We start from the raw sequence: 24,427 nt of genomic DNA on the forward strand, positions 1-24,427 counted from the left end.
GCAGAATCACCGGAATAACTTACCGGCGAACTCACCGCTTCCAATGCGTGAAAAGACGTTCGCACGTGAGGTGCGAACGTCTCCTCATGACCGCAATGCGCCCAACCAACGAATCCTCTCGACCAGTCACGAGTCACTGAGCATGGAGGTGTCGATTGCTTGCGCACGGCCCACTAGGGTCGCTATCGCGAGTTTCGTACGGTACAGCTGACACCAATCACAGCATGGTGCTCCGATGTCTATATCGGCAGCCCTGCGCTTGAAATGGGAGATGGTTGATTTGAGCGATCCGCCATCGATTACGAACTCGGCTTGCTTCTGTGCTGCGGCCAGAGCGGCCGATCTGCCGCTCGCTCGCATGTGCTCCGGACCTACGAAGGCAGCTCCCTCGATGGAGAATGCCCAAGCAAATGTGCCGCCATCTTTCGGATACACCTCGATCCAGAAGCGCACCCCGTTGTGCACGAACGCTCCGCTGGCATTCGCATTTGGAGAAGAATTCATAGCGTGGTCTCGGTTCGTCCAGCCCCAAGACGAGTCTAGATCGAAGGCGAGCAGAAATGTATTGGTGTCGGTCGTTGCCCCGACACCATCGATTAGCACACAAATGGTTAGCGCGTCGGAACTGATCAGTCCTAACTCAGGCGCCCATTTCGGGGTCGGTTTTCGTCCGGCGCATCGTGTGCGTGCCGTACGCTGTGTCGTCCAGCCCGACGGACCCGATCCATCGATGGACCAGCCGCGAATACTGGCGAGTAGAGATATGCGGTTAGCCGTGCTTATTGCCACGCGATCATGGGAACCTCTGCCGTTCGAGAAGCTACGTCGGCAAAAGCACGAATAATCCTAGCGTCCTTTAACCGACGAGTGCGCTGTCGGTCGCAACCTCGACCGGTGCAGTCGAGTGGGTAGCGACCGTTTCAGAGCGAAGATCGGTCATTAAAGCTGAAGACGCATCCGACCGCTCCTGGCCGGAGCCCGCCTGACGCGGCAGGCTTAACCCGACCCGTTGCTGCCCCTGCACGCGCGCTCGGGTGTCCGCTTTCTGCGGAAGAACAGTCGGAATGCGATGGAAGAAAAGCCCCTACGCGCAAACGGCTGCGCCTACGCCGCACTATAAATTCCCCGGCTCAGTCGTCGGCCACGGGGGCTCGCGCCTCGCGCGGCAGTTTCGACTTACGTCTATTCCGGTCGTTGAGTACCTGATGGCGTTGAAAGTCGGTCATCTTTTTCCAATCGCGGATTTCTTCGCGCGTACGAAGGCAGCCGATACAGAGCCCGGTTTTGCCATCAAAGGAGCAGACGTCGATGCAAGGCGATTTGATTGCCATCGTTCAGGCGGGGACGCGTGTCGGATTGACTTCGACGGTTACGTGCGAAAGGCCTTTGAATCGCTTTAACGCCGCGTGGTAGAAGCTCGGCTCTCGTCGGGCGACCGGACTCGAGACTGACACAACTGCACTCATGTGCCCCGGACCGACGCGCCACACGTGAAGGTCGAGCACCGTATCACCGTTATCCTCGACGAGATGGCGCACGTTCTCCTCCAGACGTCGGTCGGGATTCATATCAAGCAGGATACCGCCCGTATCGCGCATCAGCCCCCACGACCAATTTGCGATCACCAGTGCACCGATCACACCGGCAAGCGGGTCCATCCAGACCCAACCGAAGGCGCGGGCGAGCAGCAATCCGATAATCGCGAGTAGAGAAACGGCCGCGTCGGCGATGACGTGGATGTAAGCCGAGCGAATATTGTGGTCACGGTGTGCAGCGGCCTGTGCACCGTCATGGTCATGCCCGTGTTCTTCGAATTCGATCTGATGCTCGCCTTCGGGGAGACGGATGACGACCGTGAACGCATGCGGCTCCGGAATATATTCCTTCGACTCCAGATAGCCATCGCGGCTCGCGAACGCAAACGTCTGACGCGTGCCGTCAGGACGAATAGTCGTCACAGATACATCCGAGGCATCGGGTCCCGACATAGCGCTCTCCGGCGCGATCCGAAACACAGGCGGCACGCCGTCCTCGAAAATCGACACAGACAGGGCGCCGGAATTCGCGAAGATGCGTTGCGGTGCATCCTCGTGAGGATGTTCCTCGTCGTGGCTATGCCCGTGGCTATGCCCATGACTGTGACCGTGATGATCACCGCTCAGCAGCCAGACACTTGCAAGATTCACCAGCAGACCCACGACCGCGATGGGAATCGCTTCTCCGAAGTGGATTGGTACGGGTGAGAAAAACCGCGAAACAGCTTCATAGGCGATCAGCAACGCGATCATGGCCAGCACAATGGCGCTGGTAAAACCCGCGAGGTCTCCGAGCTTGCCGGTGCCGAAGACAAAGCGACGGTCCGTCGCGTGCTTGCGCGCGTACGTGTATGCAAGGGCGGCGATAAGCATCGCGCCCGCGTGAGTGGACATGTGTAACCCGTCGGCGACAAGGGCTAGTGACCCAAACAGACTGCCGCCAGCGATTTCGGCCACCATCATCGCGCTACATAGCGCGATGACCATCCAGGTCCTGCGCTCATTTTCTTCATGGGCGGCACCCAGGAAGATGTGGTCATGCCCCGCCCCAAAGGCGTCGTCCTCAAACTTGCTCATGGTTCTCTCACTTGAAGTAGCTGTGGACTACCTCGATCAACTGTTCAGTGCCGCTGCCGTGTTCGTCGTCTGGCTCAGCGTCGACAAGGTGCGTACGGATGTGGTCCTCGAGCACAACGGCGAGCAGTCCATTCATCGCGCCACGACAACTCGTCACCTGTTGCAGGACTTCCATGCAGCCTCGCTCGTCCTCCAGCGCGCGCTCAATGGCTTCGACCTGGCCCTTGATCCGCCGAATGCGGTTCAAAAGTTTCTGCTTTTCTCGAATCGTGTGACTCATCCCTCAACGCCTCCAAACATAGTGGGAGGGAGTATATCGAAATAGGGGGTAGGGGTATACGGTCGCGCTGGATCAAGCTTGACGCGTGGATTTCTTTGCAACCGGGCTCCGAGTCGAAATGGCCGCGCCGATGTGTCGTATCCCTACCACCGAGATGGTTGTGTGGCGTCGTCTACTACGTGACGCCACGGGTCCGATGCGAAATCGGGGGCGGATTTCCAAAGACAGCGACCGCGCGTCCGGCGCCCTATGTCGGTTGCCTTTCGTTCGGCAACCTAAGCGCTTCGTCCACGTCGCGCTGCCATAGCGACGAGGGCGCGTACACGCATAGCTAGGCCTCTCGACTCCGTTGAGATCAATTCAGACCTTGAGAAAATTGGTCATCCAATGGCGGTAGAATTGTCGCGAACGGACCAAAATACACTGGACCATGATCGAAAGTTCTTCGCCATCGACGCCACTCGCTGCCGTTCTGACAAGTGGAACGCCCACCGAGGTGGATCGATTTCTCGTAGACAACCTATGGAGCGCGGGCGCTCCTGAACTTTCAGTCCAAGTAGTCACCGAATGGGCGAGATCGGGACACAACCATGCGCTAACGCGTCGACAATTCGACGCAAAGCGAACGGCAATTCGAACAGAGAACGGGGCCGCGTGGGTGACTTGGGCGCTTGGGTGCGCTGATGCCCTGATGCGTGGGTTAACGCTCGTGTCGATACATGTCGAGTGGCGCTAAATCGAGCCGACGTAGTCTTCCGTACGACAAGCGATCGAGCGGCAGTGAACGGGTGGCATGACGCGCAACGTTCGATGCGATGATCGACGTGGCCGCGCATTGAGCGCCGAGCGGATAAACACGGAAAAAACGAAAGACGAAGGGGATTGCAGAGCCCGCGCTCGAACCATGCCTCGCATTACGACGAAGGCATGCGCGTCGCCGCGACGAACGCGCGGCGATCGACGGCGTGCCGACACGCCGTCATCAAGATTCAGTCAATCAAGGCGAGCTGCCCACGCGGGAGCGATGCCGTCCCCGTCATCGCGGGCGCAACCGTCGGCGTGGCCACAAACAAGGTGAGGAACTTCGGGGAATTCAGGAACCGGCGAACCGCATCCGCCGTCGTGCGCTGGTCATGATCGATCAACCAGTCTTCGACGCATTCGAAAAACGCGATGCCGAACAAAACGCTGCGCGAATCCACAAGCCGTTCGGCAATCTTCTTCAGCGCCGGGCCGCGATTCAACGGCAGCTTGCTCATCAAATCGGACGCCTCTCGCGCCACGATATAGCTGCACGAGCGACGAATCTGCACCTTTTCTTCGTCGATCGCATCGCGAGGTGTCGCGATCTTGCCGTCATTCCTCGGTAGTCTCATCTCCGACTCCTGCACTGGAACCGTCTTTGTTAGGCGTATTGCCCCGACCTAACCGTGATTACGGCAGTCATGCGAATGAACTTGAGGACGCTTTCTCAGAAATATTCTGCTCAACGCCCATCGAACCCGCCGTGATGTCATTGGACGACAAAGCGACGCCACGCGATCGGCGAAACAGAGGTCACAACTGCGGTCAGTTTGATCACAGCATCCCCGTATCGGCTCACCCAAGCGAATGTGAAGCCCGAAGCGGGTTTGAATGAAAGGGTTCACTCACTTTCAGCGCTGAAAGCGTCAAACCGTCTTGTGCGAGCGTGGAAGATGTCGGCCGTGTCAGGGTTTGAGCACGACCGCGTCGTCAAAGGCGACCCAGGTACACGCCGTTCGTGTTGAGCAGCATCGACGCGCGACCGAAACCCCGTTCGTGTCGCCGTCTTGGCGGTCAGCCTTGCGCCTTGATTCCGTCGAGCAGCGCGACGCACTCACGCGCCTGCTCGATACTTGCGAGGGGGATCGTCCATATCGCATTCGCGATATCACGCGTACGAATCGCCACGCCGGCGGCGGGCTCGCCGATATCCCGACGGGTCACCGCTGCTTCGATCGTCCGCCGCTCGGCTGCGCCCTCTTCGGACGCACCCTGACCCGCCTCGTTTTTACCGGTCGCGACACCCGGGCCGCCGATGGCCCCGATCCGATGCTCAAACACCGACCATTCACGCAGGTCGGCAAACGCATAACGCCGCGTCCGTCCTTCGAGCGTCAGCAAAACGCTGCGGTCGCGCGCATCGACGACCACGCTCGAACGCGCACCCGCAAACGTACGGCTGACGATGACCGGCGCGTCCGTCGACCCCGCAACGCGCTTGCGTCTGCGAAGCCACGCGATCGGTACGGCGCTCGCCAGCGCGAGCACGAGGAAGTAAATCGCGATGGCGATATCGCTGCCCAGATGCCGCGACAGCGCATTGAATCCCCAGCCCGCCGCAATGATGAAAACGATGAATCCGAGCAGCGGGAAGAAAAGAAGCGGCATCGACTGCTCCGTTGAATCTCAGATAAGCGACGGATCGTACCAAGATCGCGGCGGTGCGACGGGAGGTCCGACCTCAAAAAGGAAGGCTCCGCGTACGAAGAAGGAAAAACCGAAGTGAGTGGAGACTACGGTGGCAGACGGCGCGAAACGAATCCGAATTCGTTGACGCCGCGCCATCTTGACAGGGGCGACGCGCACGCGCCGCCCTCGATCGCGGAACAACTCAAGATGTGAAGAGGCGCTTACTTCTTGAACTCGATGTGACCGCCGAATCCGAACCGCATCGCCGAAAGCAAGCGCTCGCCGAACGTATGGTCCTTGCGCGAACGGAAGCGCGCGAAAAGCGACGCCGACAGCACATTGGCCGGCACGGCCTCCTCGATCGCTGCCTCGATGGTCCAGCGGCCTTCGCCGCTGTCGGCCACTTCGCCCGAATAGTCGTCGAGCTGCGGCGATTGAGCGAGACCCTGGGCCGACAGGTCGAGCAGCCACGACGAGACGACCGAGCCGCGACGCCAGACTTCGGCGATATCGGCCAGATTCAGGTCGAAGCGCTGATCTTCGGGCAAGTGGTCCGAATTCTTCTCGCGCAGGATGTCGAAGCCTTCGGCATACGCTTGCATGAGGCCGTATTCGATGCCGTTGTGGACCATCTTGACGAAGTGGCCCGCGCCCGCCGGACCCGCATGGATGTAGCCGTTCTCGGCGCGCGCATCGAGACCGTCGCGGCCCTCGGTGCGCGGAATCGTGCCGACGCCCGGTGCGAGCGTGCTGAAGATCGGATCGAGTCGCTTCACAACAGCGTCCGGGCCGCCGATCATCATGCAATAGCCGCGCGTCAGACCCCAGACGCCGCCCGACGTGCCGACGTCCACATAGTCGATCTGCTTCTTCGCGATTTCCTTGGCGCGGCGGATATCGTCCTTGTAATGCGTGTTGCCGCCGTCGATCAGCACGTCGCCCGGCGACAGCTTGTTCGAGAACTCGGCCAGCGCGTCTTCGGTCACCTTGCCGGCCGGCAGCATGATCCAGACGACACGCGGCGCCTTGAGTTTCGCCACGACGTCGTCGAAGTCCTTGGCGACCGTCGCACCTTCCTGGCCGAGCTCTTCGGCCGGACCGCTGCTGCGATTCCAGACCACGACCTCATGCTTGCCTCGGATGAGGCGGCGTGCAATGTTTGCACCCATGCGGCCAAGGCCAACGATAGCGATCTGCATGCTCTTGTTCTCCGGTTGTTTCATTTCACGAGTTGTTTGGCCGTCTCGTAGACGGCTTCCGGCGTAAAGCCGAATTTCTTCTTGAGCTCCGACAGCGGCGCCGACGCGCCGAAAGTATGCATGACGATCGTGCGCGCGTCCTTGCTGATGCCGACGTAGCGGTCCCAGCCAAGCTCGGCCGCCTGCTCGACCGCGATGCGCGCCGTCACGTCCGGCGGCAGCACACTGTCCTTGTAGGCCGTGTCCTGCCGCTCGAAGAGTTCCCACGACGGCATCGACACGACGCGTGCGGCGATGCCGTCGGCGGCGAGCTTCTCGTATACGTCGACACACATCGAGACCTCGCTGCCCGTCGCCATCAGGATGACCTTCGGCTTGCCGTTCGGCGCATCGGCGAGCACGTAGGCGCCGCGACGCACGCCTTCGGCACTCGCGTAGCGCGCGCGATCGAACGTCGGCAACGCCTGCCGCGTGAGCACGATGCAGACCGGCTGATCTGTATGCGTGAGTGTCACATACCACGCCTGCGCGGCTTCGTTCGCATCCGCGGGCCGCAGCACCACCATGCCCGGAATCGCGCGCAACGAAGCGAGCTGTTCGACCGGCTGGTGCGTCGGCCCGTCCTCGCCGACGCCGATCGAGTCGTGCGTAAACACGAAGGTCACCGGCAGCTCCATGATCGACGCGAGCCGGATCGGCGGTTTCATATAGTCGCTGAAAATCAGGAAGGTCGAGGCGAATGGCCGCAGTTTCGATAGGGCGATCCCGTTCGCGATCGAACCCATTGCGTGCTCGCGAATGCCGAAATGGAAATTGCGCGCGCCGTACGTCTGCGGGGCGAAGCTGCCCGCGCCGTCGAACTTGAGCAGCGTCTTCGTGGACGGCGCGAGATCGGCGGCGCCGCCAAGCAGCCAGGGAACCTTCGCGGCGAGCGCGTTGAGCACCTGCCCCGACGAATCGCGCGTCGCAAGGCCCTTCGGGTCAGGCGGAAACACGGGAAGCGCCGCCTCCCACCCCGAAGGCAAACCGCCGGTACGCATCAGATCGAGCTGCGCGCCGAGTTCCGGATACTGCTTCTTGTAGGCATCGAAGCGCGCGTGCCACTCCGCGCGCGCCGACTTGCCGCGCGCGCCGATGCCTTGCGCGAAATGCTCGAGCACGCCGTCAGGCACGAGGAAATGCGCATCCTCGGGCCAGCCGTATGCCTGCTTCGCCGCGCGGACCTGGTCTTCGCCGAGCGGCTCACCGTGCGCCGACGCGGTGCCGGCTTTCTTCGGCGACCCGTAGCCGATCACGCTCGTCACGATGATCAGCGTCGGCCGGTCGTCGACTGCGTCGAACGCCGCGAGCGCTTTCGCGAGCGACGCCCGGTCATTCGCATCGGCGACCTGCTCGACATGCCATCCGTAGCCGCGGAACCGCGTCGCGACATCGTCGCTGTACGCGAGGCTCGTCCCGCCCTCGATCGTCACGTGGTTGCTGTCGTAGATCCAGCAGAGATTCGAGAGCTTCAGATGCCCCGCGAGCGACGCCGCCTCGGCCGACACGCCTTCCATCATGCAACCGTCGCCGCACAGCGCGTAGACGTTGTAGTCGAACAGCGGAGCGTCGGGCCGGTTATAGGTCGCGGCGAGCCAGCGTTCGGCGATCGCCATGCCCACGCTGTTGCCGAGTCCCTGCCCGAGCGGCCCCGTCGTCGTCTCGACGCCCGAGGTCCAGCGATATTCAGGGTGCCCCGGCGTCTTGCTGTCGATCTGGCGGAAACGCTTGATCTCGTCAAGCGAAACGGCCGGCGTGTCGAGCGGCACGTCGTGCTCGTCCGTCGCGCGCACGCCCGCGAGAAACAGCAGCGAATAGAGCAGCATCGACGCATGTCCGACGGACAGCACGAAGCGGTCGCGATTCGGCCATGCAGGATCGAGCGGATCGTAGTTGAGCCGCTCCTGCCAGAGTTGATACGCGACGGGCGCCAGGCCCATCGGCGTACCCGGATGTCCGGAATTCGCCTTCTGCACGGCATCCATCGCGAGCGTGCGGATCGTGTTGACGCAGATCTCGTCGATCGTACCCGCGGGCCGCGCGCCGCTTTGCGCCCCGCCCGCACCGCCACCCGCCGAGTCGCGCTCGGCCGCCTCGACGCGGCGTGCCGCCGCGGGATTGATCATCGATCGTTTCATGTCGCGTGCTCCATCGTCTGCTGTCGGGGACCGGTCATCGGCCGTGATGCGAAACATCCGCCTCGCGCGATCAACCGGGCTTCATCGGGGTCCAGCGGCGGCCGTCGCGCGCGAGCAGCGCATCGGCGCCCGCGGGTCCGGCACTGCCCGCTGCATAGGGCTCGGGCTCGGCGTGCCGGGCCGCAAGATCGATCGCGGGCTGCACGACGGCCCAGCTCGCTTCGATCGTGTCGGCGCGCTGGAACAGCGTCGCATCGCCGAGCAGGCACTCATAGACGAGCGATTCGTAGCCGACGGTACCGAGATCGCCGAACGCCTTGTCGAAGTCGAACGCTGCCTCGACTTCGCCGAGCGTCGACAGCGGCCCGGGCACCTTGACGTTGAATCGCAGCGCGGCGCCGTGCACGGGATCGATCCGCACGGTCAGCACATTCGGCGCGGCGCCGCCGTCGGCGGACTGCGCCTTATCGGCCGATCCGCGCGCAAACAGCCCATGCGGTTCGGGTTTGAAATGGATCGCGATTTCGGTGAAGCGACCGCCCATGCGCTTGCCCGTGCGCAAATAGAACGGCACGCCCTTCCAGCGCGGCGTATCGATCGCGAGCTTGAGCGCGACATACGTTTCCGTCGTGCTGTCGGCCGCGACCTTGTCTTCTTCGCGATAGCCCTTGACGGCTTCGCCGTCGATGTCGCCCGCCGTGTACTGACCGCGCACGACATCCTCGACGCGCACGGGCGCGGTGGCCGTGAGCAACGCGGTCTTCTCGTCGCGGATCGCATTCGCATCGAGCGACGTCGGCGCTTCCATGCCCGTCATCGTGAGCAGTTGGAACAGATGGTTCGGCACCATGTCGCGCAAGGCGCCCGTCGTTTCGTAGAAGTTGCCGCGCGTGCCGACACCGATCGTTTCCGCCGCCGTGATCTGCACGTGGTCGATCGATTCGGCGCGCCAGGCCGGTTCGAAGAGACGGTTCGCGAATCGCATCGCGAGCAGGCTCTGAACCGCGTCCTTGCCGAGGAAATGGTCGATGCGGAAGAACTGCGATTCGTCGCCGACCGACAGGATGCGCCGATTCAGTTCAATGGCGCTCGCGTGGTCGGAACCGAACGGCTTCTCGATGATGACGCGGCGAAACGCCCCGCCCTCCCGCGCCTCCTTGAGCAAGCCCGCCTTGCCGAGATGTTCGACGACGGGACCGAAGAAGCGCGCGCTGACCGCCAGGTAGAACACGACGTTGCCGTCGAGCTGACTCGCAAGGTTCGTGTAAGTCTTTTCGTCGTCGAAGTCGGCCGTCAGATAGGTCATCCGGTCGGTGATCCATTTCCAGATCTTCGGATCAACCTTGCCCGCATGAAATTCCGCGTGAGGATCGGCCGCGAGTTCATCGAGCGTGCCGCTCAACAACGTGCGCCAGTCGTCGGTCGAGAGCGTGTTGTGATCGACGCCGATCACGCGCGTCGCATCGTCGAGCAGGCCGTTGCGGACCAGGTTGTAGATCGACGGCATCAACAACCGTCTCGTAAGATCGCCGCGCGCGCCGAACACGACAATCGTGCACGGCGGCGCGGGTTGAGCGGCATGGGAAAGCGAACCTGGCTGCCCTTCGGAAGCGGTCATCCGGAATCCTCCTTGACGTGACTCGCATGGGATCGTGTCGACGCGCGGCGTCGTACGGCCCACCCGTGCGGTGGGCCTCGAATCGACCCGGAATCGGTCGAGCAGCAATTCACATGCCGCGCGTTCCGATTGCCGTCACATGCGGTCGACGCCGTGCAGGACAGTGAGTGTATGCCTAAGTCCGCAGGTTCACCGCCCAGCTTCCGTCGACAGTCGTTACCGGATGTCGCAGGCCCTACGCGAGCGTTTCGAGCGCGAGCGCGATGCCCTGCCCGCCGCCGATGCAGAGCGTCACGATGCCGCGCCGCACACCGTCGCGGCGCATCGAATGAATGAGCCGCGTCGTCAGGATCGCGCCCGTCGCGCCGATCGGATGGCCATGCGCGACGGCGCCGCCTTCGACGTTGATCACGTCCTCAGGCACGCCGAGCGCCTTCGCGACCGCGAGCGGGACCGCCGCGAACGCTTCGTTGATCTCGAACCGCTCGACGTCGCCGAGCGCCCACCCCGCGCGTTCGAGCGCCTGCCGCACGGCCGGTACGGGACCGAGCCCGAACAGACCGGGCTCGACCGCGCCGACGCCGAAACTCACGAGGCGCGCGACGGGCGCGATGCCGTGCGCATCGGCAAACGTGCGCGCCGCGACGATCATCGCGGACGCGCCGCTGTTGAGCCCCGGTGCGTTGCCGGCCGTGATCGTGCCGTCGGGCCGGAACGCGGGACGCAACTTCGACAGCGTGTCAACGGTCGTATCCGGACGCGGCGTCTCGTCGCGATCGAATACCGTCGCACCTTTTTTGCCCGCGAGTTCGACGCCGACGACCTCGTCGACAAAACGCCCGGCCGCTTGCGCGGCGCTGAAACGCTGCTGCGAACGCGCCGCGAAGCGATCTTGCTCGTCGCGCGTGAGCCCGGCCTGCGTCACGAGATCCTCGGTGTGCCAGCCCGACGCCTGCGACGAGAACGCGTCGTTCAGTCCGTCGCGCAACATGCTGTCGAAAATCTCCGCGTTGCCCATCCGGTAGCCCCAACGTCCGCCGTCGATCAGATACGGCGCGCGATCCATGTTTTCCATGCCGCCCGCGATCGACGCCTGCGCGAAACCGAGCCAGATCTCCTGCGCGGCCGACGCGATCGCCTGCGCGCCCGAACCGCAGACGCGGTTGACGGTCAACGCGGGCACCGACACGGGCAGCCCGCCGTGAATCGACGCCTGCCGCGCGGGATTCATCTTGTTGCCGGCCTGAACGACGTTGCCGAGCGTGACCGAATCGATCCGCGCGCCGTCGAGCCCCGCGCGACGCAACGTCTCGCGGATCACCGTCGCGCCGAGATCGGTCGCGGGCGTCCCTTTCAGCGATCCGTTGAATGTGCCGATCGCCGTGCGAACCGGATGACAAATGACGACTTCAGGTGCTTGCATGTCGGATGCTCCTCAAAACTGGGTCAACCCATGTTCATCGACGGGCGCCTGGCCCGTGATGCCGAACAACTCCGCGCGCAGATGTCGCGCACGCTCGACGCCGAAACGCGCCTCGAAATCGCGCTGCGCGATACACCACAGCGCACGCCCCTGCTCGACGCGCTGCGCGCCGAGCGGCGTCAGCGTCAAGACCGTTCTGCGCCCCGGCGGCGGCCCGAGCGACGACGCCAGGAAACCGTCCTTGCGCAGCACCTGCGCCGCGCGCACAAGCGTCGAACGGTCGCTGCCCACGCGCCGCGCAAGCTCCGCCATCGTCAACGAGCCGTGGCGATCGATCGTGCGCAGCATCGTGAATTGCGGCGCCGTCAAACCGATCGAGACAAGCTGGCGCGAATAGAGCTGAGACAGATAACGCGCCGCGCGCCGTAACGCGAACTCGTGGCTCTCATCGAGATCGATGTCGCTGTCTGCCGGATCTCGGACGTTCATCGCGCGATCTCAATCCTGCGCGGGCGTCGTGTTGCGCTGCGACGCCTGCGCGACCTGAGGCGTTTGCGGTGCTTGCTCCACATGCGCCACGTCGATGCGCCCGTCGCGCGACCAACCGCCGCCGAGCGAGCGATACAGCGCGACCGCGGCGAGCGCGTGCTCGCGCCGCGCCTGATTGAGCGCGTCCTGGTCGCGCAGATAGGCTTCCTGCGCATCGAGCACATCGAGGAAGTTCGCCGCGCCGCCGCGATACAGTTCGTTCGATAACTTGAGCGCCTGATCCGATGCGGCAAGCGACGTACCGAGTTGCGTGACCTCGTCTCCCGTGCTCACGAGGTCGCTGCGCGTGTCCTCGACTTCCTTGAGCGCGTCGAGCATGGTTTGGTGCAGATTGAGCTCGGACTCGCGCATCTTGCTTTCGCTGCTCTCGATGCCGGCCTGAATCTCGCCCGCATGAAAGATCGGGCTCGTCGCACTCAATGCGGCGCCGAACAAGTTGTCCGTCACGGTCGGCAGGCCGACCCACGACGCCGCGAGCAAGCCGTCGGTCAATTGCAGATTGAACTGCGGATAGCGCCGCGCGCGCGAGACGCCGACCTCTGCCGCACGCTGCTCGACCGTGTCGTAGGCGACGCGCACGTCGGGACGCCGGAGCAGCGCCTCGGACGGCAGCAACGCGGGCGCATCGCCGGCCGGAACCGGAATGGCCGCTGCATTCGCGAGCAGCAGCGTATCGACGCTTTCGGGCGTGCGGCCCGAGTACACCGCAATCAGACTCAACTGATGCTGAATCGTCGACGCGACACGCGGCAAACGCGCCTGCAGATCGCTGAGTTGATTCTGCGCGCGCGCGACGTCGAGATTGTTCGACAGTCCATACGCGCGGCGCTCTTGCGTGAGCTTGAGCGCGCGCGTGCGGATCTCGATGTTGTTCTGCAGGATCGCCTGTTCGCTTTGCGCCCAACGCAGGTCGATATAGGCCGATGCGGTGTTCGCGGCAAGCGCGAGCTTGAGTGCGTCGACCGCGTCCTGGCTATGCTCGACCTGCGCGCGCGCGGCCAGCAACGCGAGTCGCTGCCCGCCGAAGACGTCAGGCTGCCAGGCCGCGGTCACGCCGATGCCGGCCTCGCGCACATAACCGAGCGGCGGCGGCGTGATTTGACGTTGCTCGGCGGCTATCGCGTTCAGATCGAGTTGCGGCAGCAACGCGGCGCGCTTCTCGATCGTCACCTGCTGAGCCTGTTTGACACGCTCGACCGCCGCCTGCACGTCGAGATTCTGCGCGAGCACCGCGCTGACGAGCGCATGCAGCGTGGGGTCGCCGAACTGCTGCCACCAGGCGTCGGCGGCGAGCGGACTGGTATCGACACGCACATCCCACGCCGTGGGCGCGGTGGATGCGACCGTATCGGGCAATGCCGAGTGTTGCGCGGGCTGAACAGCGCAGGCGGCCAGGGCGACGGCGGCGGCCAGCGCGGCGATCGTGGTTTTCATAGGGATCCTTCGAATTCAGTCAATCGGATGAGATCGCGAGCCGATTTGTGATCGGCTCGCATACATATCGATCAATGCGCGTCGGGCGGCGGCGCGACGCCGGGCTTCAGCGATTTCGCAAACAGGCCCAGCGCGACCGCGACGACGAAACATGCGGCGACCGCGGCGAACGTGTCGGAGAACGTCAACACGAGCGCCTCTCTGAGCACGAGCTGATGCAGCAGTCCCAGGCTTGCATTCGCGCCGTCGACGAGATTGCCGCCGACACGCTCGAAATACGCGGCCTGTCCGTTGATGACGGCTTCGATCGCCGGGCGTCCGTCCGTCACGTGTTCGCTGAGCCGCAGATAGTGAAGATTCAGACGATCGTTGAGCATCGTGCTGACGACCGCGATGCCGATCGCGCCGCCGAGGTTACGCATCAGGTTGAACAATCCGCTTGCCGAACGCAGCCGAGACGGCGGCAACGATCCGAGCGCCATCGTGACGATCGGCGCAATCGCGAACTGTTGGCCGAAGCCGCGCATCGCTTGCGGAAGCACGAGTTGCTGCCAGCCCCAGTCATGCGTGAGCGGGACGTAGAGCCAGCATCCGCCGCCGAACAGCACGAGGCCGAACAACATCAGATAGCGCAGATCGACCGTACGCGCGAGCGACGAATAGATCACGAGGCCGAAGAGCTGTGCGACACCGACCGACAGCAGCGCGACGCCGATCTGCGTCGAATCGAAACCCCGCACGCGTCCGAGAAACACCGGCGTCAGAAACACCGTGCAGAAGATCCCGATCCCCGTGATGAAGGACAGGATGCTGCCGATGCCGAAATTGCGGATCGTCAGCGCGCGCAGATCGACGATCGGATCCTTCGCCGTCAATGCGTGCACGAAGAACAGGAAGCCCGAGATACACGAAATCCACGTACACGCGAGGATCACGTGATCGCCGAGCCAGTTCTTGCGCGGCCCCTCTTCGAGCACGTATTCGAGGCATCCGAGGAACAGCGACATCAGCACGATGCCGATGTAATCGCCTTTCTTGAGCAGCGAAATATCGGCCTTGTCGAAGTTCACGTAGCGCGGCACGAGCAGCGTGACGACGAGTCCCGGCGCGAGGTTCAGATAGAACAGCCAATGCCACGACCAGGCGTCGGTGATCCAGCCGCCGATCACGGGACCGATCGTCGGCGCGAGCGTCGCGAGCGCGCCGATCGTCGTCGAGGCGATCACGCGCTGGTGACCCGGAAACAGCACGAAGGCCGTCGTGAAGACCGTCGGGATCATCGCCGCACCGAGCGCGCCCTGGAGCGCGCGGAACGCGATGATCGAATTGATGTTCCAGGCGAGCCCGCACAGCATGCTCGTGATCGTGAACCCGAGCGCCGACGCCGCGAAGACCCAGCGCGTCGAAAACACGCGCGTGAGCCAACCCGACATCGGAATCACGAGGATCTCGGCGATCAGATACGACGTCTGCACCCAGGACAACTCGTCCTGGCTCGCCGACAGACCGCCGCCGATATCCTTGAGCGACGACGCGACGATCTGGATATCGAGCGTGGCCATGAAAAAGCCGAGGCACATCAACGAGAACGCAAAGACCTTCGTTTTCGTCGGCAAGTCCATCGGATTGGCTGGAACCGCGTGTGTCATGTTGGGCACCCTGTTCGATGCGTCAGACGGAATGAGGCGCGCGGCTTACTGCGCGTTCGACGCGACCGAGTCGCCGTTGCCCACGCGAACGCTGACGGTCGCCGACAGTCCGGGCCGCAACGCGGCGCGCTGCGCGCTCGTCGCGTCGAGCCGAATCCGCACGGGCACGCGCTGGACGATCTTCGTGAAGTTGCCGGTCGCGTTCTCGGCCGGCAGCACGCTGAACGTGGCGCCCGTCGCGGGTGCAAGGCTTTCGACGACCCCCTTGATCGGCGCGCCGTCGGCCGCATCGAGCTGCACTTGCGCCGGGTCGCCCGCACGCATCTTCTTGAGCTGGTCTTCCTTGAAGTTCGCATCGACCCAGAGCCCTTGCGCGGGGATAAGGGTGAGCAGCGAGACGCCCGTATTCGCGAGAATCCCGACGCGCGCCGTCCGGTTGCCGACATAACCGTCGATCGGCGCGCGGATCGTCGTGTATTCGACGTTCAGCGCCGCGTAGCGTTGTTCGGCTTCAGCCTTCGCGACGTTGGCTTGCGCGTTGACGAGTTGCGCACCCAGCACCGCGAGCTGACGATCGGCGGCCTGAACGCCGGCCTGACTCTGGTCGAGCGCCGCGCGGGCCTTGCTCAGGTCGGCATCCGCATGCTCGACGACCTGATTCGAAACGGCTTCGTCCTTGACGAGCGCGCTATATCGCGTCTGGTCGGCTCGCGTCCGTGCGAGCTCCGCCTGCGCGGACGCGACTTCGGCGTGCTGCTCGTTGATCCTGGCTTGTTGAAGGTCCTGCTGCGCGCGGATTTCGCCGACCGCCGCATGCGCGCTCTGAAGCTGCGCGTTCGCTTGCGCGAGCCGCGCATCGTAATCGCGCGAATCGAGGCGAATCAGCACCTGCCCGGCCTTCACATACTGGTTGTCCTGCACGAGCACATCGGTGACGAATCCGTTGACCTTCGGCGCCATGACCGTCACATCCCCGCCGACGTAGGCATCGTCCGTCGATTGATAGAACCGCGCATCGAAGTACCAGTACGCAAGCGCCGCGCATACGACAACGACAACCGCGCCGATCGCGAGCTTCATCCAGGGCACGCCGGCGCGCTCCGGTGTCGTCGCGGCGCTCGGATTCGGGAGAGTCGTGGAAGGGGTGTTCATATGATGTGTATATGCACAATTTAAGTTGGCCGAAAACGCGGTCGATGTTGACTCGACCCCATGCTGGCGTTTCGGGATTGGATCGGAGTGTATGAGTGCATATGCACAACGTCAAGCTCTTTGGCATTTTTATCTTGTCGAAAGTAATTCGAAAGAATTCGAGAAACCCGTGCGGGTGCGGCGCAGGTCTTGCGACCGACGTTGCACGAGACCGTCGATATCCCCGCAAGATGCAGCGCGGGCCGCGACCGTTTGGACATCCGGTCGACTTCCCGAATACGAACAACCACACCGATACAGGCGCGGATCATCGAAACCGCACACATTCGCCATATCGAACACATGCCGGGAACCGATGGATAATGGCGACCAGTTCGCCTTTGCCGATTGTTGCCCCATGTCCGAAGGATCCGCCCGCCGCACCGAATCGTCCGCACACACGGAACCCACCCCGCACGACGCGCGTGAGGCCCTCGAAGAGGCTTTGCGCCTGCACACGCAAGGCGATTTCGACGCTGCGCAAGTGCGGTACGACGCGTTGCTCGCACGCCAGCCCGACCATCTCGAAGCCGCCCAATTGTCGGGACTCTGCCTGCTGACCGCGGGACATGCCGAGCGCGCGGCTGCGCGCTTCAGGCGTGCGATCGAACTCGATCCGCGCCGCCCGATCGCGCACGTCAAGCTCGGCCTCGCGCTCAAGATGCTGGGCCAGGTCGAAGACGCGCTCATAGCGTTCGATCGCGCGCTCGCGATCGATCCACGATATTTCGAGGCCTGGATGGAGCGCGGCATCACACAGGCCGCGCTCGACCGGCCCGTCAACGCGCTTGCGTGCTTCGACCATGCGATCTCGATCGAGCCCGCGCACCCGGGCGCGATGAGCAACCGGGGCGACACGCTGCGCCGGCTCGGCCGGATCGAAGAGGCGCTCGCGTGCTTCGATCATGCGCTCGCGATCGATCCGGGCAATGTCGACGTCCTCCTGAACCGGAGCACGGCGCTGCGCGATGCGCGCCGCAATCTCGAAGCGCTCGACTGCGTCGAACGCATCCTCGCGATCGATCCGTCGAACACCGCCGCCCTCAACAATCAGGGCAACGCGCGCGTGAATCTACGGCGCTACGACGACGCGATCGAGTCGTTCACACGCGCGATCGATCTCGATCCGGGTTTCGCGGGCGCATGGATCAATCTCGCGAACACGCTCGTGACGATCGGCCGTCACGACGAAGCGCGGGTCGCCTCGGATCGCGCGCTCGCGCTCGCGCCCAACTGGCCCTCCGCGCTGTGGAACGCAGGACTCCACGATTTGCGCACGGGCCGGTATGCGACGGGATGGGAACGCTATGAAGCGCGCTGGCAGATGTCGGGCTTCTCGTTGCGGCGTTACAAGGACATCCCGCTGTGGCTCGGCAAGGAAGACCTGCGCGGCAAGCGGATTCTGCTGTGGCACGAGCAAGGCCTCGGCGACACGATCCACTTCTGCCGCTACGCGATCATGGTGGCGGCGCTCGGCGCGCGTGTCGTGCTCGAAGTTCAGGCCTCGCTCAAGACGCTGATCGCATCGAGTTTCAAGGGCATGATCGACGTCGTGGCGCACGGCGATCGCGTTCCGTCGTTCGACTTCGCGACGCCGTTGATGAGTCTTCCGCTCGCATTTGCAACAACGGCGAGTACGATTCCATTCGCGCCGAGCTACCTCAAAGCCGATCCTGTGCGCATCGAAGCATGGCGCGCGCGGCTCGGCCCGATGCGCGCGCGTCGCCGAATCGGCATCGCATGCGCCGGCAACCCGAAACACAAGGGCGATGCGCATCGCTCGGTCGATCTCGGCCTGCTGGTCCCGCTCGCCCAATATGGCGAACTGATCATCGTGCAGAAAGATCGCCGCCGCGGCGATCAGGCGACGCTCGACGCCCATCCGGGCATCGTCAACGTCGGCCCGTCGCTCGGCGATTTCAGCGACACGGCGGCCCTTGTCGCGCAGCTCGATCTCGTGATCAGCGTCGACACGTCGCTCGCGCATCTCGCGGGCGCGCTCGGCAAACCGGTCTGGGTCCTGCTGCCGCCGCATTCGGATTGGCGTTGGGAGCTCGGACGCGACGACAACCCCTGGTATCCGTCCGCGCGTCTGTTCCGGCAACGCACGGTCGGCGCCTGGGGAGAACTCGTCACGCGCGTCTGCGATGCGCTCGCCGCGCTCGACGCGGAATAAGGATGCGCCGCGCGAAGCGCATTGCGGCAGGGCGCGAAAGCCGAACGACGTCGCGGTGCGATCAATCGAATACAATGCGCGGTTTGTCGCCACTTCCGTGCGATTGCGGCGTTTTCCCAGCGAGGCCTTCATGATCATCAAACCCCGCGTACGCGGCTTTATCTGCGTGACGACCCATCCGACGGGCTGCGAAGCCAACGTCCGGCAGCAAATCGACTACGTCAAGGCTCAAGGCCCGATTGCGAACGGTCCGAAGAAGTCGCTGATCATCGGCGCATCGACGGGCTATGGCCTCGCGTCGCGGATCTCGGCCGCCTACGGCTCGAACGCCGCCACGATCGGCGTGTTCTTCGAGCGCGGCGGCGATGAGGGAAAACCCGGAACGGCTGGCTGGTACAACACCGCCGCGTTCGAGAAGTTCGCGCATGCCGACGGTCTCTATGCGAAGAGCATCAACGGCGACGGCTTCTCCGACGAAATCAAGCAGAAGACGATCGAACTCATCAAGCGCGATCTCGGCCAGGTCGACGAAGTCATCTACAGTCTTGCCGCGCCGCGCCGGACGCATCCGAAGACGGGCCAGGTGTTCAACTCCGTGCTCAAGCCGATCGGCAAGACGATCAGCGTGCGCAGTCTCGACACCGACAAGGAAGTCATCAAGGACACGACGATCGAACCCGCGACACAGGAAGAGATCGACAACACCGTGGCCGTGATGGGCGGCGAAGATTGGCAGATGTGGATTGACGCGCTGCATGAAGCGGGCGTGCTCGCCGACGGCGCGAAGACGACCGCGTACACGTATCTCGGCGAATCGATCACGCACGACATCTACTGGAACGGCACGATCGGCGCGGCGAAAAAGGATCTCGACCAGAAGGTGCTGTCGATCCGCGAAAAACTCGCGGCGAAGGGCGGCGATGCGCGCGTCTCGGTGCTCAAGGCCGTGGTCACACAAGCGAGTTCGGCGATTCCGATGATGCCGCTCTATCTGTCGCTGCTCTTCAAGGTCATGAAGGAGCAAGGCTCGCACGAAGGCTGTATCGAGCAGGTCTACGGGCTCTATAAGGACAGCCTCTACGGCGCGAAGCCGCATCTCGACGACGCGGGCCGTCTGCGCGCGGACTACAAGGAACTCGCGCCCGCGGTGCAGTCGCGCGTCAGCGAACTCTGGGGCGAGGTCACGAACGAGAATATCGGCACGCTGACGGATTTCGCGGGCTACAAGTCCGAATTTCTGCGCCTGTTCGGCTTCGGCGTCGAAGGCGTCGATTACGAAGCGGATGTGAACCCCGTCGTCGAGATTCCGGGGCTCGTTTAAGCGTTCTGCCGTCGCACGACGATGCCCGAACGTATCGGGCATCGTCGCTCACTGCCGTGCCCCGATCTCCGTCAACGCGTCCCTGAGCCACGTGTGCGCGGGATCGGCGTGATCGCGCGGATGCCAGACCGCGAACAAGGAAAATCCGCGCGCCTCGAACGGCAATTCAAACGCATCGAGCCGGTCGCGGTATCGACGCACGAGCCGGCTCGGTAACGTCGACACGTAGTCGGTCTTCGTCAGCACCTCCGGCACGATCGTAAAAGCTTGCACCGACAGCATCACGCGCCGTGTCCGTCCGAGCGGTTCGAGATGCTCGTCCATGAATCCATGAAAGCTGCCGCCGCTCGTCGACACGAGCACATGATGCAGCCCGCAATACGTATCGAGGTCGAGCGGCCCGGTGCCGCGCGGATGACCTTTGCGCTGCACGAATAGAAAGCGCTCGTCGAGCAGCCGTCGCGCCTTCATCGATTCCGGCACCATGCGTTCCGACCCGAGTGCGATATCGATTTCGCCGCGTTCAAGTTCCGAAGCGACCGTACGCGCATCGACATTGCGAAACGCGAGCCGCACGCCGGGCCCCGCGATCGCGGGCATGCGCTCCATCAGATCGAGTCCGAAAATCGCCGCGAAATTGTCATTCGCCGCAATCCGAAAATCGCGTTGATCGGCCATCGGGTCGAAGCGCGGCCTGAAGCGCACGACCGATTCGATGCCATGCAGCGCGGCGCGCAAGGGCTCGACGAGCGCCGCGGCGCGCGCCGTCATCACCATGCCGCGCCCCGTCTCGGCCGGCATCAGCAACGGATCGTCGAAGATCCGGCGCAATCGCGCCAACTGGGTCGAAACGGCCGGCTGCGTCAAATGCAGCCGTTCGGCGGCCTTCGTGACGTTACGACATTCGAGCAACGCGTCGAGCGACACGAGAAGGTTCAAGTCGATACCGCGCAGATCAATCATATTGATACGTGGGATGTCTTTAATTCATTTCAAATATACGTAGCGGCTCCGTATTGTTCAACCCAGACGGCCATGCGCATCGATCCCCGAGCGCAACGCCTCGACATGGCGACGCATGCGTCGCCCCTTGTTGAACGGAGCCCACGATGAACACCCAGAACGTCGAATCGACCCGCACTGAACGCCCGCACGCCGTCGTCATGGGCGGCACGTCGGGAATCGGCCTCGCGACGGCACAGCGCCTGCACGCGAGCGGCATGCGCGTCACCGTCACGGGCCGCGATGCCGCGCGGCTCGACACCGCGCGAATCGCCATCGGAGGAGACGCATACGCCACACCGCTCGATGCGAGCGACGCCGACGCCGTCAAGGCGTTCTTCGCGCACATCGGACCGTTCGATCATCTCGTGCTCGCGCTCGGCGGCGGCAAGGGCTTCGGCCCGTTTCGCGGTCTTCCGATCGACGACGTGCTCGGCGGCTTCACGAGCAAGACCCTGCCGCACTTCGCCTGCGCGCAAGCCGCGCTCGGCACGATCCGCGAACGCGGCTCGATCACCTTCGTGACCGCCGTCAGCGCGCAAATGGCTTCGCCGGGCACGGCGGGTCTTGCCGCGGTCAACGGTGCGATTTCATGCGCGGTGCCGACGCTTGCCGTCGAATTGCGCCCGTTGCGCGTCAACGCGGTCTCGCCGGGCGTCGTCGACACGCCGTGGTGGGATGCGTTACCCGCCGATCAACGCGCCGCCGCGCTCGCGGGATTCGCCGAGAAAGCGCCGGCGGGCCGTGTCGGCACGCCCGACGACATCGCGAAGACCCTCGCGTTTCTGATCGACAACAGTTTCATGACAGGACAAACCGTGATCTGCGACGGCGGGCTCAGCCTCGTTTGAGTTCCGCACGCGTGCGCGGATGTCGACGCGTCGTCGGCGCTCGGCAGGCGTCGAGCGATGTTTCGAACCATCCTCACCGCACACGGCACCTGCGCGTGCAGCCTTTAAGCGGCACGCGCGGGCGGCTGCGGATTGTTCGCGGGATTCGTATCGAGCAACACGACGTTCGCGATGCGCGCCTCGTCGGACAACGCACGAAGCGCCGCGTGCAGCGATTGCGCAACCGGCGCGTCATAGACCTCGTCACCGTCGACATAGACCGTGAACGCGGCCAGATACTTGCGCTTTTTCTCGGGATTGTCGATCGTCGCGCGCGTCCACGCGTAGAGGGGATAGCGATCGGTGCCGAGGCGCTCCGCCTCGTCCACATAGTCGGCAAACGCATCGTACTGACACCGGATCGACGCACGGTGCGCGCGCAGCACCGCGTCGAGCGCCGCATAGGCGACGTGCACGTCGCTTTCGCGCAATGCCGACGCGAGCGCGTCCGACGCGGTGAATCTGACCTGGTATTGCCATTCGTCCGCCACACTGACCTCGCCATGAGCTGCCATCGGGTCGCTCATTCTAAGCGAGCGCGTCAGACGTTTGCGTGCAACGCAACGCCCTTCGCGCAGCGACGCGCGTGCGCCTCGGTATCTGTGCGCGAAACTGAAACAAACCTTGCGATGTCATCGCCGGGTCACACGCTTGCGAAAAATTCGACGTGCCGGATCGCCGATGCATCGGCAGGTTCGTATCGTTCCGGCGCTTTCTCCGATGCTGTCTGTACATGTCATTCCCCCTGTTTCCCCCCAGGACGAGAACACACGATATGTCGAATACGCACACTCCCAACGACCTCCCGACCGAGCAAGGCGCCTCGGTCACACGCCGCGACTTTCTGAAGCTCGCGGGCGCATCCGGACTCGCGACGGCCACAGGCACGCTCGCGGGTGCGAACAAGGCGCGCGCCGCGACACCCGACGGCACACCGGAACAAATTCATCTGACCTTCGGCAACGATCCGCGAACGGAGATGGTCATTTCGTGGGCCTCGCTCGCGCAAGCCGTGAACCCGCGCGTCCTGATCGCGAGCGGACACGAACGGAAAACCACGCTTCACGCGATCCAGCGGACGTATACCGACGGCATCAACGGCGAAATCGTCTGCACCTATCACGCGCGGCTCAGCGGGCTTCAGCCCGGCACGACGTACACCTATGAGGTCACGGCCGATAACGACAGCAACGCGGGGCAGCCGTTCTCGGCGACGTTCACGACCGCCCCGCGCGGCGATGTCGCATTTCGTTTCACGAGCTATGGCGATCTCGCGACGCCGAACACGAATTGGGTACTGTCTTCGCCGCAAAGCAAATTCGCGGTCGCCGCTGTCGAAAGGTTTCAGCCGCTGTTTCATTTGCTCAACGGCGACCTCTGCTACGCGAATCTGAATCCGACGACGCAGCCCGAAGTCTGGCGCGACTTCGGCAACAACTGCCAGACTTCAGCCGCGAATCGCGCATGGATGCCCTGCCCGGGCAATCATGAACTCGAATTCCACAACGGCCCGCAAGGCCTGAATTCCTATCTGACGCGCTATACGCTGCCCGATAACGGCACGGCCTATCCGGGCCGCTGGTACACGTTCCGCGTCGGATCGGTCCAGTTCGTGTCGCTCGATGCCGACGACGTCATCTATCAGGACGGCGCCGCTTTCGTCGCGGGACCGAGCGCTCTTGTTCCGGCCGCATCGACCGGCAACGCTCCGATCGAACCCGGCACGTCGCTCTATGTGCGCGGATACAGCAACGGCGAACAGACACGCTGGCTCGAACAGACGCTGCGCGGCGCATCCGGCGACGACAGCGTCGACTGGATCATCGTGCAGATGCACCAGGACGCGCTGACGTCGTCGAAGACCGGCAACGGGTCCGACAAAGGCATTCGCGAAGCGTGGCTCCCGCTGTTCGATCGCTATGGCGTCGATCTCGTCGTCTGCGGACACGACCACGACTATGAGCGCAGCCATCCGGTGCGCGGCTGCAATCACAACACGGGGGTCGATGCCACGACCGGGCAGCCCGTCGACACGCTGCAGCCGCGTCCCGTCACGACCTCGCATCCGTCGAACAACACCTACGATACGAGCCAAGGCACGATCCATCTGATTCTCGGCGGCGGCGGAACGGATGCGCCGCTCGATGTCTACGGCGTCGATGCGGGCGACGGCCTGCCGCAGGCGAAGGTCTTCACGAAGCCGAATCGGCCCGTACTCGGCACGACGGCCAACACGTATGTGCGCAACGCCGCCGACGCGCTCGAAGATGCGATCTGGTCCGCGCAGCGCGATACGGGAACGGGATACGGCATTGCCGTCTTCGACGTCGATCCCGGACAGTCGCGCGGCAAGACGACGATCACGATGAACTACTATCACGCCCCCGGCGCGGACACGACACCGACCGCCGAGTACGTGTTGTTCGAAACCATCGTGCTCGAGAAAACGCGGCGGTGTTGATCGCGTATCGAT

20 protein-coding genes and 1 pseudogene are annotated in these 24,427 nt (G+C 63.7%); 4 read left to right on the forward strand and 17 right to left on the reverse strand.

What is annotated here, in order from left to right; genetic code table 11:
* Nucleotides 1-126 precede the first annotated feature (126 nt).
* From D7S86_RS19925 to D7S86_RS19995, 15 genes and pseudogenes are all read right to left on the reverse strand, one after another.
* Entirely contained in the window at nucleotides 127-504 is a 378-nt protein-coding gene (locus D7S86_RS19925; RefSeq protein WP_147432403.1) for a hypothetical protein, read from the reverse strand.
* A 160-nt stretch (nucleotides 505-664) separates the two neighbouring features.
* A pseudogene (locus tag D7S86_RS30285) lies at nucleotides 665-769 on the reverse strand (integrase); the annotation flags it as partial.
* A gap of 361 nt (nucleotides 770-1,130) precedes the next feature.
* Nucleotides 1,131-1,331, reverse strand: coding sequence for a DUF1289 domain-containing protein (locus D7S86_RS19935; protein ID WP_121088623.1), 201 nt, complete (start codon nucleotides 1,329-1,331; stop codon nucleotides 1,131-1,133).
* Between the two features lie 3 nt (nucleotides 1,332-1,334).
* Complete coding sequence (gene dmeF / locus D7S86_RS19940; protein ID WP_121088624.1) at nucleotides 1,335-2,612, reverse strand: CDF family Co(II)/Ni(II) efflux transporter DmeF; 1,278 nt, start codon at nucleotides 2,610-2,612, stop codon at nucleotides 1,335-1,337.
* A 7-nt stretch (nucleotides 2,613-2,619) separates the two neighbouring features.
* A complete protein-coding gene (locus D7S86_RS19945; protein WP_121088625.1) occupies nucleotides 2,620-2,892 on the reverse strand; it encodes a metal/formaldehyde-sensitive transcriptional repressor in 273 nt (90 codons plus the stop codon).
* Nucleotides 2,893-3,881: 989 nt separating this feature from the next.
* Nucleotides 3,882-4,268 (reverse strand): hypothetical protein, encoded by a 387-nt coding sequence (locus D7S86_RS19950; RefSeq protein WP_121088626.1) that lies wholly within the window; start codon nucleotides 4,266-4,268, stop codon nucleotides 3,882-3,884.
* 442 nt (nucleotides 4,269-4,710) lie between these two features.
* Nucleotides 4,711-5,304: a hypothetical protein gene (locus tag D7S86_RS19955; RefSeq protein ID WP_121088627.1), complete on the reverse strand. Its 594-nt coding sequence runs from the start codon at nucleotides 5,302-5,304 to the stop codon at nucleotides 4,711-4,713.
* 242 nt (nucleotides 5,305-5,546) lie between these two features.
* Nucleotides 5,547-6,548 carry a phosphogluconate dehydrogenase (NAD(+)-dependent, decarboxylating) gene (gene gnd, locus D7S86_RS19960; RefSeq protein ID WP_121088628.1) on the reverse strand — a complete coding sequence of 334 codons (1,002 nt, stop codon included), beginning with the start codon at nucleotides 6,546-6,548 and terminating at the stop codon, nucleotides 5,547-5,549.
* Nucleotides 6,545-8,701: a transketolase gene (gene tkt, locus D7S86_RS19965; protein WP_276313514.1), complete on the reverse strand. Its 2,157-nt coding sequence runs from the start codon at nucleotides 8,699-8,701 to the stop codon at nucleotides 6,545-6,547. Before tkt ends, gnd begins: the two co-directional genes overlap by 4 nt.
* Nucleotides 8,702-8,771: 70 nt before the next feature.
* Nucleotides 8,772-10,319 (reverse strand): glucose-6-phosphate dehydrogenase, encoded by a 1,548-nt coding sequence (gene zwf, locus D7S86_RS19970; protein WP_121088913.1) that lies wholly within the window; start codon nucleotides 10,317-10,319, stop codon nucleotides 8,772-8,774.
* Nucleotides 10,320-10,554: 235 nt separating this feature from the next.
* Nucleotides 10,555-11,742 (reverse strand): thiolase family protein, encoded by a 1,188-nt coding sequence (locus tag D7S86_RS19975; protein ID WP_121088630.1) that lies wholly within the window; start codon nucleotides 11,740-11,742, stop codon nucleotides 10,555-10,557.
* 12 nt (nucleotides 11,743-11,754) lie between these two features.
* Nucleotides 11,755-12,231, reverse strand: coding sequence for a MarR family winged helix-turn-helix transcriptional regulator (locus D7S86_RS19980; RefSeq protein ID WP_121088631.1), 477 nt, complete (start codon nucleotides 12,229-12,231; stop codon nucleotides 11,755-11,757).
* 9 nt (nucleotides 12,232-12,240) lie between these two features.
* Entirely contained in the window at nucleotides 12,241-13,725 is a 1,485-nt protein-coding gene (locus D7S86_RS19985) for an efflux transporter outer membrane subunit (protein WP_121088632.1), read from the reverse strand.
* A 71-nt stretch (nucleotides 13,726-13,796) separates the two neighbouring features.
* Complete coding sequence (locus D7S86_RS19990; protein WP_121088633.1) at nucleotides 13,797-15,374, reverse strand: DHA2 family efflux MFS transporter permease subunit; 1,578 nt, start codon at nucleotides 15,372-15,374, stop codon at nucleotides 13,797-13,799.
* Nucleotides 15,375-15,419: 45 nt separating this feature from the next.
* Nucleotides 15,420-16,526 (reverse strand): HlyD family secretion protein, encoded by a 1,107-nt coding sequence (locus D7S86_RS19995; RefSeq protein WP_121088634.1) that lies wholly within the window; start codon nucleotides 16,524-16,526, stop codon nucleotides 15,420-15,422.
* 397 nt (nucleotides 16,527-16,923) lie between these two features.
* Between D7S86_RS19995 and D7S86_RS20000 the strand changes: the two genes are divergently transcribed.
* Nucleotides 16,924-18,741 (forward strand): tetratricopeptide repeat protein, encoded by a 1,818-nt coding sequence (locus D7S86_RS20000; RefSeq protein ID WP_158602038.1) that lies wholly within the window; start codon nucleotides 16,924-16,926, stop codon nucleotides 18,739-18,741.
* A gap of 130 nt (nucleotides 18,742-18,871) precedes the next feature.
* Nucleotides 18,872-20,062 carry an enoyl-ACP reductase FabV gene (fabV, locus tag D7S86_RS20005; protein ID WP_121088915.1) on the forward strand — a complete coding sequence of 397 codons (1,191 nt, stop codon included), beginning with the start codon at nucleotides 18,872-18,874 and terminating at the stop codon, nucleotides 20,060-20,062.
* 48 nt (nucleotides 20,063-20,110) lie between these two features.
* On the opposite strand, the gene D7S86_RS20010 is transcribed toward fabV, so the two are convergent.
* Nucleotides 20,111-21,025, reverse strand: a complete 915-nt coding sequence (locus D7S86_RS20010; protein WP_121088636.1) for a LysR family transcriptional regulator — start codon at nucleotides 21,023-21,025, stop codon at nucleotides 20,111-20,113.
* 146 nt (nucleotides 21,026-21,171) lie between these two features.
* On the opposite strand from D7S86_RS20010, the gene D7S86_RS20015 reads away from it, so the two are divergent.
* Nucleotides 21,172-21,915, forward strand: a complete 744-nt coding sequence (locus tag D7S86_RS20015; RefSeq protein WP_121088637.1) for an SDR family oxidoreductase — start codon at nucleotides 21,172-21,174, stop codon at nucleotides 21,913-21,915.
* Between the two features lie 104 nt (nucleotides 21,916-22,019).
* Here D7S86_RS20015 and D7S86_RS20020 read toward each other — a convergent pair whose 3' ends face one another.
* Nucleotides 22,020-22,469, reverse strand: a complete 450-nt coding sequence (locus D7S86_RS20020) for a hypothetical protein (protein WP_240648307.1) — start codon at nucleotides 22,467-22,469, stop codon at nucleotides 22,020-22,022.
* A gap of 260 nt (nucleotides 22,470-22,729) precedes the next feature.
* Between D7S86_RS20020 and D7S86_RS20025 the strand changes: the two genes are divergently transcribed.
* On the forward strand, nucleotides 22,730-24,415 hold the full coding sequence (locus D7S86_RS20025; protein WP_121088639.1) for a fibronectin type III domain-containing protein: 1,686 nt from the start codon (nucleotides 22,730-22,732) through the stop codon (nucleotides 24,413-24,415).
* The last annotated feature ends 12 nt before the right edge of the window (nucleotides 24,416-24,427 follow it).

The organism is Pararobbsia silviterrae, from assembly GCF_003628125.1.
Classification (GTDB): domain Bacteria; phylum Pseudomonadota; class Gammaproteobacteria; order Burkholderiales; family Burkholderiaceae; genus Pararobbsia; species Pararobbsia silviterrae.